Raw genomic sequence first — 13457 nt, 5'->3', positions numbered from 1 at the left:
TTTTTCGTACTCGGTGAACCTCCGTCACGGCGGCGCCGAACCCAGGCCACCGCTCCCGAGCGGCGCGGGCCGTCCCGCCTTCGGACGCGGTCCGCCGGCTTATTACTGATTTCCGGAGTCAACATGAACTTTCCGATCAATCCGCTCTCGGCCGCGCTTTCCTCCATCCAGTCGATGGCGTCGCAGGCCGCCGGCGGAGCTTCTGCCGCGGGCGCCGCGAACGTGGCGACGGGCGCCGTCACCGGCGGCCAGTCGGGCGCGGCCAGCGTGGGCAGCTTCGCCGACGCGCTGAAAACCTCGATCGACAAGATCAGTGACAACCAGACCAAGGCGCTCGGCGAGGCGCACGCGTTTGAAATCGGCTCGCCGAACGTGTCGCTGAACGACGTGATGGTGGACATGCAGAAGGCGAACGTCGGGTTGCAATTCGGCCTGCAGGTGCGCAACAAGCTCGTCTCGGCCTATAACGACGTCATGCAGATCTCGGTCTGACGCGCAGTCAAGCCGGGAATCGAACCGTTCACGGTCTCTGTTCCGAACCTGTCACCGCCTCCTGAGCCTTGTGTCCTAAAGCTTTGCCGCGTTCCTCCGATAACCCCCATAACAGCACGGCGAACGACAGTTCGCTCGCCCCGGCGAGCGAACCGGGCGCCGCCACCGGTTTCCAGCAGGCCCGAAACCGGACGGACAGCGGATTGCAGCAGGGCATCGTAAAAGGAGAAGCAAGAGATGTATTCCCCAGGACACGCCGGAGCCAACGCCTACGCGCGCGTGGGCGTCCAGACAGGGGTGATGGGAGCGAGCCCGCACCGGCTGATCACGATGCTGTATCAGGGCGCGCGCCAGGCCATCGCGCAGGCGCGCATGCACATCCAGCAGAAGAACATCGGCGGTCGCGGGATGGCGATCGGGAAGGCCATCAGCATCATCGAGAGTGGCTTGCAGCAGGCGCTCAACAAGGACGCGGGCGGCGAGATCGCCGAACGGCTGGACGCACTGTATACGTATATGTCGCGCCGGCTGCTCGAAGCGAACCTGAAGCAGGACGAGACGATGCTCGTGGAAGTCGACAACTTGCTCGCGACGCTCGAAGAGGCGTGGGTGGGCATCGCACCGGAAGTGGCTCAAATGACCGCGGCGCCCGTTTGACGGAAGGCTGCGTCGATTGCCTCGAAAGAATGAAGATGACCCAAGAATATTTCGCCCACTACGAAGCCATTGCGGCGGTTTCCGGCCAGATGCTCGTGGCCGCGCGCGGCGGCGAATGGAGCGAACTGAAGACGTTGCAAGGCACCTACCGCGAGTTGATCGAGCAGCTGAAGGACGTGGATTCCGGCTCGGAGCTCGATGAGAGCGCCCGGGCGCGCAAGCTCGATCTCGTCAAGAAGATCCTGGCCGACGACGCCGCGATCCGCGACCTGACGTCGCCGAGCCTCGCGCGCCTGTCCGCGCTGTTCACGGTCAACAGCCCGGCGCGCGTACTGAAAAAAATGATGGGACTGCGCTGAGCGCAACTGCGCCTGGCCGGAAGCCGGTCACAGCGTACTTGAGGATGTGGGCATGAGTGGACTCGATACTGCGATCGCAAGCTTGCTCGCCAACCGAACCGAGCTCCTGATGTCCGCCCTTCGCGCGCCGAACGGCGTGAGCGGCAGCGGCGTCACCGGCGCGAGCGTCGGACAGACGGGCACGCCGGCCGATACGTCGCTCGTCGGCGGCGCGCCGCAGGCCAGCCTGGCGCCGGCGCCGTCCACGCAAACCGCTTTCTCCAGCGTGGCGCGCACGCTCGACGTGATTTCCCGTTTCGGCGGCGCGACGCCGCCCGTCACTGGCGATGCCCCGCTCTGGCCGACGCCGCCTCGTCCCGCCAGCGCGTTCGCCGCGCTTTCGACCGGACTCTTCGACACCGCTTTCTCCTCCAATGCCGCCGCGGTCGCTGCGGCGCGCGCCGCGACGCAGAACCTGCCGCCGCTGCCGGCGGGCGTGCTGGCCACCGAACTGGCGAAGACCGTCGACGAAAGCGGACTCTTCTACGAATCGCACCTCGTGCAATGGCTCGCGGGCCAGCGCAGCAGCGCATCGCTCGGCAACGAGCCGCAGGCGCGCGTCGACGCCCGCACGCGCGCCTTGCCGCTCGACCTCGTCAGCGATGACTTGAGCAACGCCACCACCGGCGATACCGGCCTCGACGACGCCCGCACGCCGCAAGCCGCCGCCGCGGATTCCCCCGATCTCCCCGATCTGCCCGATTTCCCCCCGCGCGGCGTCGCGACGCCGCAGACGCCGCAGCAGGCAGCCGCGCTCGCCGCGTCGGTGCGCGATGCGCCCGCGGCGATGCTGTCGAGTTCGCAGGGCGCGAACAATGCATACGGCGCCAGCGCCGCGTCCGCCCCGGCCGCGCGGTCGAGCGAACACAATTCGGCGCTGCAGGCATCGGCGGATGCGGGCATTCATCCGGCCACGCTCAATGTCGTGCGCCAGCAGCTCGACGTGCTCGCGAACCAGCAGTTCCGCTGGCAGGGCGAGGCGTGGCCCGGCACGCGCTTCGAGTGGGAGATTGCCCGCGAACCGCGCGATCATCGCTCGCTCGATGACGCTGCCGACGAGCGCGCCTGGCGCACGCGCATCACGCTTTCGCTGCCGGCGCTCGGCACCGTGGACGCGGAGCTGGTGCTGACCGGCGACAAGCTGGTCGCGCGCATCAAGGCCGGCGACGCGGGCGCGCGCCGGCTCGCTACCGACGGTCCCGCCTTCGCGCGCCAACTGGAGGCGGCGGGGCTGGCGTTGTCATCGCTGTCGGTCCGTTCGATGGACGGCTCCACCGATCTCGCCATCTCCGGCGAACCGCCCGACAGGAAGCCGGTCAGGTCGCCGCTCGAGCACCTGTTGCGTCCGGCGGCGGGCGAGGGAGGCGCGGCGTGAACCAGAACCAGTCCGGGCCGCCGCCGTACACCCGCATGCAGGCCACGGCGCTCGCCTACGAGGCGGGCAATCGCGACGCGACGCCGCGCGTGGTCGCGAAGGGTTACGGCATGGTCGCGGAGATGATCGTGCAGCGCGCGAAGGAAGCGGGGCTGTATGTGCACGAGTCGCCGGAAATGGTGTCGCTCTTGATGCAGGTCGATCTCGACGCGCACATCCCGCCCGCGCTCTATCACGCAGTCGCGGAGCTGCTGTCGTGGGTGTATCGGCTGGAAAACGAAGAGCCGCTGCGCGAAGCAGGGCGCGCGCTGCGTTGATGCTTCTCCGCTGACGCTTTCACGCCGCGAAGGCGCGGTTCACGAGCGCGGCGTGATCGAAGCGCGCCGGCAGCGTGCCGTAGACCCGCCCCGTGTCGCCCCGCGCGTCGCCGAGACGCGTCTCGATGAACGCATCCGCCACTTCCTGCGGCGCATGCCGCGCCAGCAGGACACCCTGCGCGCACAGCGCCAGCTGCTGCGCGATGCGCCGCGCCGATGCCTCGCGCGCCGCCGGATCGCCCGTCAATAGCTTCATCAGCGACGCCAGTGCGCCCGCCAGCACCGGATGCGCGCCGGCCGTCGCGTTCCAGTCGGCGAGCAGCGCGTGCGCGGCGTCCTGTTCGCGCTCGAACGCGCGCAGCACGTCGAGGCACATCACGTTGCCCGAGCCTTCCCAGATCGAGTTGACCGGCGCCTCGCGGTAGAAGCGCGCCATCGGCCCGGTTTCGACGTAGCCGTTGCCGCCCCAGACTTCCATCGCCTCGCCGGTGAATTCGAGCGCCCGCTTGCACACCCAGAACTTCGCGGCCGGCGTCACGATGCGCCGCCACGCGCGCGCTTGCATCGATCCGCCCGGCGCCGCGCTGTCCTCGAACGCGCCCGCGAGACGCATGAACAACACCGTGGCCGCCTCGGATTCGAGCGCGAGGTCGGCGAGCACGTTGCGCATCAGCGGCTGATCGACGAGCGGCGCGCCGAACGCGCTGCGGTGCCGCGCATGGTGGATCGCCTGCACGAGCGCCGCGCGCATCAGCGCCGCGCTGCCGATCACGCAATCGAGGCGCGTGAAGTTCGCCATCTCGATGATGGTCGGCACGCCGCGTCCTTCCTCGCCGATCATCACGCCGTAGGCATCGCGGAACTCCACTTCGCTGCTCGCGTTCGAGCGGTTGCCGAGCTTGTCCTTCAGCCGCTGGACCTCGACCGCGTTCTTGCGGCCATCCGGCTGGAAGCGCGGCACGTAGAAGCACGACAGCCCGCCCTGTTCTTCGGTGCGCGCGAGCACGAGATGGGCGTCGCATTGCGGCGCGGAGAAGAACCATTTGTGCCCGATCAGCCGATAGGCGCCGCCGCGTCCCGGCGCGCCCAGAGCATATGCGCGCGTGCGGTTGCTGCGCACGTCCGAACCGCCCTGTTTCTCGGTCATGCCCATGCCGATCATCATCGAGTGCTTGCCGGCTTCCAGGGGAATGTCGCGCGGATCGTGCTCGCGCGACAGCAACGGCCGCGCAAGCCGCGCGTACAGGTCGGGCTCGTTGCGCAAGACCGGAATGCTGGCGAAGGTCATCGTGATCGGGCACAGCGAACCCGATTCCAGCTGCCCGTGCAGGAAATACGCAGCGCAGCGCGCGGCCATCGATCCCGGCTGCGCGGACGGCTCGAAGGGCATCGCGTGAGCGCCCGCCCGGCGCAGACGCCGCAGCAGTTCGTGCCAGGCCGGATGGAACTCCAGCGCGTCGATGCGTTGACCGCGCGGGCTGTGCGTCGAAAGCGCCGGTTCGTGCCGGTTGGCCAGCTCCGCCAGCGCGACGACATCGGGCTGCGTCAGCGCCATGCCGTCGCGCGAGAGCGCTTCCGCGTGCCATTGCGCGCCCTCGCGGCCGAGCGCCGCGACGAGCGCGTGATCGAAGGCGAACGCGTCATAGCCGACGAGCGGCTCGACCTGATTGGTGACTTCGTGGGTTTGTTGGAACGGCAGATCGGCGTGATCAGATGTAGCGGATGAGGCGGGCGAAGTCGCGGACATCTTCGGTCTCCTTGGCGCGGCGCACACCGGGCGGGCCGCGCCGGTTGTCGGCGGGCAGGCGCGGTTCCGCTCGACGGATACTCAACAAATCATAGGCCGTGCAGGTTCACCGCGCGCCGCTATTCGGCCGGCTTGCCGCGGCGCCCGCGGGAAAAGCCGTCGGCCATGAAGTCCTGGTCGAGATTGGCGGGCAGCATCTCGCGCGCCACCTCGATCCACGCGCGCGCCGCATGCGACAGATAGCCGTTGCGCCGCCAGCCGAGCGCCATGTCCCAGTGGATCTCCGGCTTCACCACGGGCCGGCACGTGAACGCTTCGGCGTCCAGCCGCCGGCAATACGGCGCGGGCAGCAGCGCGATGCCGATGCCGGCCTGCACCAGCGCCGAAATGAAATCCCAGTGCCCGCTGCGCCCGACGATGGTCGGCGCGAAACCCGCGTCGCGGCACGCGGCGAGCACGACATCGTTGAGCGCGAGGCTCTCGCCGTAGAACACGAAGGGCTCGGCGGCGAGGTCGGCGAGCGCGACTTCCTGCGCGTCGTCCCAGCGCGAGCCCTTCTGCGCCACCAGCCACAGCAGCTGGCGGCTGACGGGAAGCACGTCGAACAGGTCGGCATCGACGGGTTGCAGCACGCCGCCCAGTTCCAGTTCGCCGTCGAGCAGCGCCGCCTCGATCGCCTTCGAGCCGCGCTCGAACAGCTTCAGTTCGACCTTCGGATACCGTTGCCGGAAAGCGGCGATGGCCGGCGTGAACAGCGATCCGCCCATCGGCGGAATGCCGATGGTCAGCGTCCCGCGACCGAAGGTGCCGAGATCGTTCAGCTCGGCTTCCAGACGCGCGTGCGCGGCCAGCACCTCGGCGCCCCGTTGCCAGACAATCTGCCCGACATCGGTGAGCACCATCTGGCGGCCCTCGCGCAGCAGCAGCGGCGAGCCGACCTCGTCCTCCAGCGCCTTCACCATCTTGCTGATGGTCGGCTGGGTCACGAACATGTGTTCGGCGGCAGCAGTAAAGCTCTTTTGCTTCACCACCTCGATGAAGTACCGCAAAGCGCGTAGTTCCATCGTCGGCTCCCGGATTCCGGATTGGAATGATTTGAATAAGGTTAAGTCATTTTTATTATGTTTGGGGCGCCCCTATACTCGGTCTACAGGTTAACCCTAGTCCACCGCCCAAGACCCCGAGAACACTGCCATGTCCGTCGCCCTCGCCAGCTCCGCCCAAACCCGCAGCGCCCGTGTCGCGTTTGGCCGCTTCGTGCGCGTCGCGCTGCAATCGACAGCGCTGGCCGCGATCTGGGCCGCCGCGGATTTCGTCGCGCGCAGGTTGTCGCTGCCGGTTCCGGGCGGCGTCGTGGGGCTGGTCGCGCTGCTGGCGCTGCTGTTCTGCGGCGGCGTCGCGCCACGCTGGGTCAAGGCCGGCGCCGACTGGCTGCTGGCGGACATGCTGCTGTTCTTCATTCCGGCGGCGGTCGCGGCGGTCCAGTACGGCGGCCTGTTCCTGGAAGACGGCTGGCGGCTCGCGCTGGTGGTGGTCGGCGGAACGCTGATGGTGATGGTCGCGGTGGCCTTCGCCGTGGATCGCGCCGCGCGCCTCGAACGGCGTCTCGCGTTGCGCCGCGCGCTCGTCACGCGGCACGCCGCCCGCGCCTGAACACGCCCGAGCGCCGCCATGAACCACTTCTACGAATCCCTGTTCGCCGACGATTCCGCCCGTCTGATCGCGGCGGGCTGCCTGGTTCTGACCGTGGCGCTGTATTTCGCGGCCAAGCAGCTCTATGCGCGCTTCCGGCGTCCGTGGCTCACGCCGCTGCTGGCGGTGCCGGTGGTGCTCGGGATCATCGTCGTGATGGCCCGCATTCCGTACCAGGTCTACTTCGCCGACACGCGCTGGCTCATGTGGCTGCTCGGCCCGGCCACCGTCGCCTTCGCCGTGCCGATCTACGAATACCGCACGCTCATCAAGCGGCACTGGATCTCGCTGACCGTCGGCGTGACGGTCGGCATTCTGGTCGCGGTGGGCGGCTCGCTGGCGCTCGCCAAGCTGCTGCATCTGTCGCCGGAACTGCAGCGCAGCCTTGCGACGCGCTCCGTCTCCACGCCGTTCGCGCTCGCCGTATCGGACAAGATCCACGCGCCGAAGGACCTCACCGCGCTGTTCGTGATCGCCACGGGCGTGTGCGGCATGCTGTTCGGCGAAATCGTGCTGGCGCTCGTGCCGCTGCGCACGCGGCTCGCGCGCGGCGCGCTGTTCGGCGCGGCGGCGCATGGCGTCGGCACGGCGAAGGCGCGTGAGCTCGGCAGCGAGGAGGGCGTCGTCGCGAGCCTCACGATGATGATCGCGGGCGTCGCGATGGTCCTGCTCGCGCCGCTCTTGTCCATCCTTCCTTTCTGATCCCGAAACGCCGCCCGGCAGTCTCGCACCGGCCCGCCAAAAACCCGCTTCGGCGCGCGGCCGTTGCGCCTTCGTCCGACGAGTCTTTGCTACAATCGGCGTTCGCTTCCGAGGAGCGTTGCGACGGGCTTTCAAAACGCCCGCCAGGCTCGGAGCATTCAATCCGGACGGTTCGAAGGCATGTGCAATGCCCCCAGAGCCACCGCATTCGAACGGCGCTCACGTCAACATTTCTAGTCTTTTTAGAAAAGGAGGGCGTGATGAACGCCGCAGTTCTCGATTCCAAGGATTCCAAGGATTACGTCGTCGCCGACATGTCGCTGGCCGCATGGGGCCGGAAAGAACTCGACATTGCCGAAACGGAAATGCCGGGTCTCATCCAGACGCGCGAAGAGTACAAGGCGCAGCAGCCGCTGAAGGGCGCGCGCGTCGCCGGTTCGCTGCATATGACCATCCAGACGGGCGTGCTGATCGAAACGCTCACGGCGCTGGGCGCGGACGTGCGCTGGGCATCGTGCAACATCTTCTCGACGCAGGATCACGCCGCCGCCGCGATCGCCGCAGGCGGCACGCCGGTGTTCGCGTTCAAGGGCGAATCGCTCGACGAGTACTGGGAATTCTCGCACCGCATTTTCGAATGGCCGAACGGCGAATTCGCCAACATGATCCTCGACGACGGCGGCGACGCCACGTTGCTGCTGATCCTCGGCGCGAAGGCTGAAAAGGACCGCTCGGTCATCAGCAAGCCGACCAACGAAGAAGAAGTCGCGCTGTACAAGTCCATCGGCAAGCATCTGGATGCCGATCCGACCTGGTATTCCACGCGCCTGTCGCACATCCAGGGCGTGACGGAAGAAACCACCACGGGCGTGCATCGCCTGTATCAGATGGAAAAGGAAGGCCGCCTGCCGTTCCCCGCCATCAACGTCAACGATTCGGTCACGAAGTCGAAGTTCGACAACCTGTATGGCTGCCGTGAATCGCTCGTGGACGGCATCAAGCGCGCCACCGACGTGATGATCGCCGGCAAGGTCGCCGTGGTTGCGGGTTACGGCGACGTGGGCAAGGGCTGCGCGCAGTCGCTGCGCGGACTCGGCGCCACCGTCTGGGTCACGGAAATCGATCCGATCTGCGCGTTGCAGGCCGCGATGGAAGGCTACCGCGTCGTGACGATGGAATACGCCGCCGACAAGGCCGACATCTTCGTGACCGCCACCGGCAACTATCACGTGATCAACCACGATCACATGAAGGCCATGCGCAACAACGCGATCGTCTGCAACATCGGCCACTTCGACTCCGAAATCGACATCGCCTCGACGCGCCAGTACACCTGGGACAACATCAAGCCGCAGGTCGATCACATCATCTTCCCGGACGGCAAGAAGATCATCATCCTGGCTGAAGGCCGCCTCGTGAACCTCGGCTGCGCAACGGGCCATCCGTCGTTCGTGATGTCGAACTCGTTCACGAACCAGACGCTCGCGCAGATCGAACTGTTCTGCCAGGGCGACAAGTACGAGAACAAGGTCTACGTGCTGCCGAAGCATCTCGACGAGAAGGTCGCGCGCCTGCATCTGGGCCGCATCGGCGCGGAACTGACCGTGCTGTCCGACGAGCAGGCCGGCTATATCGGCGTCGGCAAGAACGGTCCGTTCAAGCCGAACCACTACCGCTATTAACCGCGGGCGGCGACCCGTGTCCGCACGGATGCCCGCGCATCCGTGCGGCGCCGGCGACCTGACGCATCAACCGGAGAATCATCGATGACCGTGCTGCTGACATGGCTGATCAACGCGCTCGCGCTGTTGATCATCACCTATCTCGTGCCGTCGATCCATATTCGCAGTTTCGGCACGGCGCTCATCATCGCTGTGGTGCTGGGGCTCATCAACGCCATCCTGCGCCCGGTCCTCATCCTCCTTACGCTGCCGGTTACCATCCTGACGCTCGGGCTCTTCATCCTCGTGGTGAACGCGCTGTGCTTCTGGTTGTGCTCGTCGCTGCTGAAGGGGTTCGAGGTCTCGGGGTTCTGGTCCGCGTTCTTCGGCTCGATCCTGTACAGCATCGTGTCCTGGCTGTTGTCGGCGCTGATTTTCGGCAACCGCAACTTCGGCTGAGTCAGATCGCCCCTGCGTCGCCGCCGCTCGATCCCTTCTCAACATGAAACCGATCGAACTTTCATTCGAGTTTTTCCCGCCGAAGACGCAAGAGGGCGTGGACAAGCTGCGCGCCACCCGCGCCGAACTGAAGACGCTCTCGCCCAAGTTCGTCTCCGTGACTTTCGGTGCAGGCGGCTCCACGCAGCAAGGCACGCTCGATACCGTGCTCGAGATGGCCGCGGAAGGCTTCGAAGCCGCGCCGCACCTGTCGTGCATCGGCTCCTCGAAGGAGAATCTGCGCGCGATCCTCTCGAACTATCGCGGGCACGGCATCCGCCATATCGTCGCGCTGCGCGGCGACCTGCCTTCGGGCATGGGCGAAGTCGGCGAGTTGCGCTATGCGTCGGAACTCGTGGCGTTCATCCGCCAGGAGCACGGCGACTGGTTCAACATCGAAGTGGCCGCGTATCCGGAGTTTCATCCGCAGTCGAAGTCGCCGCGCGCCGATCTCGAGAACTTCGCCCGCAAGGTGAAGGCGGGCGCGAATTCCGCGATCACGCAGTACTTCTTCAACGCGGACTCGTACTTCAGGTTCGTCGAGGAAGCGCGCAAGCTCGGCGTAGACGTGCCCATCGTGCCGGGCATCATGCCGATCACCAACTTCTCGCAACTGATGCGCTTCTCCGACATGTGCGGCGCCGAAGTGCCGAAGTGGGTCGCGCGCCGGCTCGAAAGCTTCGGCGACGACCGCGAGTCGATCCGCGCCTTCGGCGTGGATGTGGTGACGGGGTTGTGCCAGCGTCTCATCGACGGCGGTGCGCCCGGCCTGCACTTCTACACGCTGAACGGCGCGTGGGCCGCGAAGACCGTGTGCGAGCGGCTCGGCTTCAAGAGCGCCTGAGTTTCACCTCCTGTTCTAACCGCGCGGCGTCCGTCGCGCGGTTCTTTCCCTTCCCTTACGAATTTCCTCTTTGCGCATCGACGCGCCAAGGTCTATTACTTGCGCGTATGGTCGATAACCTGCTCTTATCGACCCGCCATCGGCGACAAACTCTAGTGGGGAAAACCAACTACGCAAGTCACTTTTGTTCGTGCTACGGTAGCGCCCGCATTCGCGCAAACGCTTGAAAAAGCACCCGACGCGATCCGATACACTCGCGCTACGCCGGAATGAAAGCCGGCATCGACCTGGAGGAAAACATGAACAAAAACAGCCTGTTGCGAGCGGTCCGCGGACCTGCGCTCGCAGGCGCCATCGCTACGGCGACGCTGTTCGCGGCCACCGTCGCGCACGCCGCGATCCCCAACAAGACGCTGGTGTACTGCTCGGAAGGCAGCCCCGCCGGCTTCGATCCGGCCCAGTACACCACCGGCACCGACTTCACCGCGAACACGTTCACCGTCTACAACCGGCTGGTTGAATTCGAGCGGGGCGGCACGAAGGTCGAGCCGGGTCTCGCCGAAAAATGGGATGTGTCGCCGGACGGCCTGACCTACACGTTCCACCTGCGTCACGGCGTGAAGTTCCAGACGACGTCGTTCTTCAAGCCCACGCGCGAATTCAACGCGGACGACGTGATCTTCACGTTCAACCGCATGCTCGATCCGAACAATCCGTTCCGCAAGGCGTACAACGTCCAGTTCCCGTACTTCACCGACCTCGGCATGGACAAGCTGATCTCGAAGATCGAGAAAGTGGATCCGTACACCGTGAAGTTCACGCTGAAGGAAGTCAGCGCGCCGTTCATCCAGAACATGGCGATGGAATACGCGTCGATCCTGTCCGCCGAATACGCGGACAAGCTGCTGAAGAACGGCAAGGCCGCCGACATCAACCAGCAGCCGGTCGGCACGGGCCCGTTCATCTTCCGCAGCTACACGAAGGACGCGACCATCCGCTTCGACGGCAACCCGGACTACTGGAAGCCGAACGCGGTACAGATCTCCAAGCTGATCTTCTCGATCACGCCGGACGCCGCCGTGCGCGTGCAGAAGCTGAAGAGCAACGAATGCCAGGTGATGAGCTATCCGCGTCCGGGCGATATCGCGGCGCTGAAGTCGGCATCGAACGTCGATACGCCTTCGCAGGCGGGCTTCAACGAAGGTTATGTGGCGTACAACGTGACCAAGAAGGGCCTCGACAATACCGACGTGCGCCGCGCACTCGACATGGCGATCAACAAGAAGGCGATCATCGATTCCGTGTATCAGGGCGCGGGCCAGCCGGCCACCGCACCGATGCCGCCGACGCAATGGTCCTATGACAAGAACCTGAAGGGCCAGGCCTACGACACCGCGAAGGCGAAGGCGCTGCTCGCGAAGGCAGGCTTCCCGAATGGCATGGAAATCACGCTGTGGGCGATGCCCGTGCAGCGCGCCTACAATCCGAACGCGCGCCTGATGGCGGAAATGATCCAGGCCGACTGGGCCAAGATCGGCGTGAAGGCGAACATCGTGTCGTACGAGTGGGGCGAATATCTGAAGCGCGCGCACGCGGGCGAGCATGATGCACTGCTGATCGGCTGGACCGGCGACAACGGCGATCCCGACAACTGGCTCGGCACGCTGCTCGGCTGCGATGCGGTCAAGGGCAGCAACTTCTCGAAGTGGTGCTACAAGCCGTTCGACGATCTCGTCGTGAAGGGCCGCTCGACCACCGACGTCGCCGCGCGCACCAAGGCCTACACCGACGCCCAGCAGATCTTCGCGCAGCAGCTGCCGTTCTCGCCGATCGCGCACTCGACGGTCTATCAGCCCGTCAGCAAGAAGGTGACGAACATGAAGATCGAGCCGCTTGGCTACGTGCGCTTCGATGGCGTCGGCATGCAATAAGCTTTGCGGCAAGTCTTTGCAGCGGAACGCTTTTTGCACTAAATAACAAGTACAAGGTCCGGCGGCGCGGGTCCACGAGATCCAAGCCGCCGGATACGTTTTTGTCCCCCCAAGACCGAAAAGGGCGATCATGTTCCGATTCGTTTTGCGACGCATAGGCATGGTGATACCGACGTTCATCGGCATCACGATTCTCGCGTTCGCGCTGATCCACCTGATTCCGGGCGATCCCATCGAAGTGATGATGGGCGAGCGCGGCGTGGACCCGGCCATGCACGCCGCAGCCATGAAGCGCCTCGGCCTCGACCAGCCGCTTCCGCTTCAATACCTCACCTATGTCGGGCATGCGCTCAAGGGCGATCTCGGCACCTCGATCATCACCAACACCAGCGTGATGGGCGAGTTCCTCGCACGCTTTCCGGCCACGGTCGAGCTCTCGATCTGCGCGATGATCTTCGCGCTCGTCGTCGGCTTGCCGGCGGGCGTCGCGGCGGCGCTGAAACGCGGCACGGTCGTCGATCACGGCGTGATGGGCACCGCGCTTACCGGCTACTCGATGCCGATCTTCTGGTGGGGCTTGATCCTCATCATGTTCTTCTCGGCAAAGCTCGGCTGGACGCCGGTGTCGGGCCGCATCGCGGTGGAATACGACATTCCGCACGTCACCGGCTTCATGCTGATCGACGCGCTCTTCTCAACCGACGAAGGCGCGTTCACCTCGGCCGTGAGCCACCTGATCCTGCCGACCATCGTGCTCGGCACGATTCCGCTGGCCGTGGTCGCGCGCATGACGCGCTCCTCGATGCTCGAAGTGCTGCGCGAGGATTACATCCGCACCGCGCGCGCCAAGGGGCTCTCGCCGTTGCGCGTGGTCATCGTGCATGCGCTGCGCAATGCGCTGATTCCCGTCGTCACGGTGATCGGCCTGCAGGTCGGCACGCTGCTCGCGGGCGCGGTGCTGACCGAGACGCTGTTCTCGTGGCCGGGCGTCGGCAAGTGGCTCATCGACGCCATCTCGCGGCGCGACTATCCCGTCGTGCAAGGCGGCATTCTGATGATCGCGACGCTCGTGATCGTCGTGAATCTGGTCGTGGATCTGCTCTACGGCGTGCTGAATCCGCGCATTCGCCATACGAGGTAAAA

General features: G+C 65.8%; 14 protein-coding genes and 1 riboswitch. Of the genes, 12 read left to right on the top strand and 2 right to left on the bottom strand.

The window, feature by feature from the left end; genetic code table 11:
* Nucleotides 1-123: 123 nt before the first annotated feature.
* The 5 genes from fliE (at nucleotide 124) to QCE83_RS13300 (ending at nucleotide 3239) form a co-directional block, all read left to right on the top strand.
* Nucleotides 124-492 carry a flagellar hook-basal body complex protein FliE gene (gene fliE / locus QCE83_RS13320; protein WP_309810690.1) on the top strand — a complete coding sequence of 123 codons (369 nt, stop codon included), beginning with the start codon at nucleotides 124-126 and terminating at the stop codon, nucleotides 490-492.
* A gap of 237 nt (nucleotides 493-729) precedes the next feature.
* Nucleotides 730-1149 (top strand): flagellar export chaperone FliS, encoded by a 420-nt coding sequence (gene fliS / locus QCE83_RS13315; protein ID WP_309810687.1) that lies wholly within the window; start codon nucleotides 730-732, stop codon nucleotides 1147-1149.
* Nucleotides 1150-1178: 29 nt separating this feature from the next.
* Nucleotides 1179-1508, top strand: coding sequence for a flagellar protein FliT (locus QCE83_RS13310; protein ID WP_309810684.1), 330 nt, complete (start codon nucleotides 1179-1181; stop codon nucleotides 1506-1508).
* Nucleotides 1509-1617: 109 nt separating this feature from the next.
* Nucleotides 1618-2922: a flagellar hook-length control protein FliK gene (locus tag QCE83_RS13305; RefSeq protein ID WP_309810682.1), complete on the top strand. Its 1305-nt coding sequence runs from the start codon at nucleotides 1618-1620 to the stop codon at nucleotides 2920-2922.
* A 35-nt stretch (nucleotides 2923-2957) separates the two neighbouring features.
* A complete protein-coding gene (locus tag QCE83_RS13300) occupies nucleotides 2958-3239 on the top strand; it encodes an EscU/YscU/HrcU family type III secretion system export apparatus switch protein (protein ID WP_309811737.1) in 282 nt (93 codons plus the stop codon).
* A 19-nt stretch (nucleotides 3240-3258) separates the two neighbouring features.
* Here the strand turns inward: QCE83_RS13300 and QCE83_RS13295 are convergent, their stop codons facing one another.
* Entirely contained in the window at nucleotides 3259-4986 is a 1728-nt protein-coding gene (locus QCE83_RS13295) for an isovaleryl-CoA dehydrogenase (protein WP_309810679.1), read from the bottom strand.
* 119 nt (nucleotides 4987-5105) lie between these two features.
* The gene (locus QCE83_RS13290) at nucleotides 5106-6050 is read right to left on the bottom strand and encodes a LysR substrate-binding domain-containing protein (protein ID WP_309810676.1); all 945 of its coding nucleotides are present in this window, start codon (nucleotides 6048-6050) and stop codon (nucleotides 5106-5108) included.
* Nucleotides 6051-6180: 130 nt separating this feature from the next.
* On the opposite strand from QCE83_RS13290, the gene QCE83_RS13285 reads away from it, so the two are divergent.
* The 7 genes from QCE83_RS13285 to QCE83_RS13255 all read left to right on the top strand — a co-directional run bounded on the left by QCE83_RS13285 (nucleotide 6181) and on the right by QCE83_RS13255 (nucleotide 13455).
* Nucleotides 6181-6639, top strand: a complete 459-nt coding sequence (locus QCE83_RS13285; protein ID WP_309810672.1) for a CidA/LrgA family protein — start codon at nucleotides 6181-6183, stop codon at nucleotides 6637-6639.
* 18 nt (nucleotides 6640-6657) lie between these two features.
* Complete coding sequence (locus QCE83_RS13280; RefSeq protein WP_309810669.1) at nucleotides 6658-7380, top strand: LrgB family protein; 723 nt, start codon at nucleotides 6658-6660, stop codon at nucleotides 7378-7380.
* 103 nt (nucleotides 7381-7483) lie between these two features.
* Nucleotides 7484-7608, top strand: a riboswitch (S-adenosyl-L-homocysteine riboswitch).
* A gap of 32 nt (nucleotides 7609-7640) precedes the next feature.
* On the top strand, nucleotides 7641-9062 hold the full coding sequence (ahcY, locus tag QCE83_RS13275) for an adenosylhomocysteinase (protein WP_309810667.1): 1422 nt from the start codon (nucleotides 7641-7643) through the stop codon (nucleotides 9060-9062).
* An 84-nt stretch (nucleotides 9063-9146) separates the two neighbouring features.
* Nucleotides 9147-9500: a phage holin family protein gene (locus tag QCE83_RS13270; protein ID WP_309810664.1), complete on the top strand. Its 354-nt coding sequence runs from the start codon at nucleotides 9147-9149 to the stop codon at nucleotides 9498-9500.
* Between the two features lie 43 nt (nucleotides 9501-9543).
* Nucleotides 9544-10383: a methylenetetrahydrofolate reductase [NAD(P)H] gene (gene metF / locus QCE83_RS13265; RefSeq protein WP_309810660.1), complete on the top strand. Its 840-nt coding sequence runs from the start codon at nucleotides 9544-9546 to the stop codon at nucleotides 10381-10383.
* A 299-nt stretch (nucleotides 10384-10682) separates the two neighbouring features.
* Nucleotides 10683-12314: an ABC transporter substrate-binding protein gene (locus tag QCE83_RS13260; RefSeq protein ID WP_309810657.1), complete on the top strand. Its 1632-nt coding sequence runs from the start codon at nucleotides 10683-10685 to the stop codon at nucleotides 12312-12314.
* A gap of 130 nt (nucleotides 12315-12444) precedes the next feature.
* On the top strand, nucleotides 12445-13455 hold the full coding sequence (locus tag QCE83_RS13255) for an ABC transporter permease subunit (protein ID WP_309810655.1): 1011 nt from the start codon (nucleotides 12445-12447) through the stop codon (nucleotides 13453-13455).
* Nucleotides 13456-13457: the final 2 nt, after the last annotated feature.

This window comes from Caballeronia sp. LZ034LL, from assembly GCF_031451215.1.
GTDB lineage: Bacteria > Pseudomonadota > Gammaproteobacteria > Burkholderiales > Burkholderiaceae > Caballeronia.
Note: the sequence above shows the minus strand (reverse complement) of the source record. Positions and strands in the feature narration are given on the sequence as shown.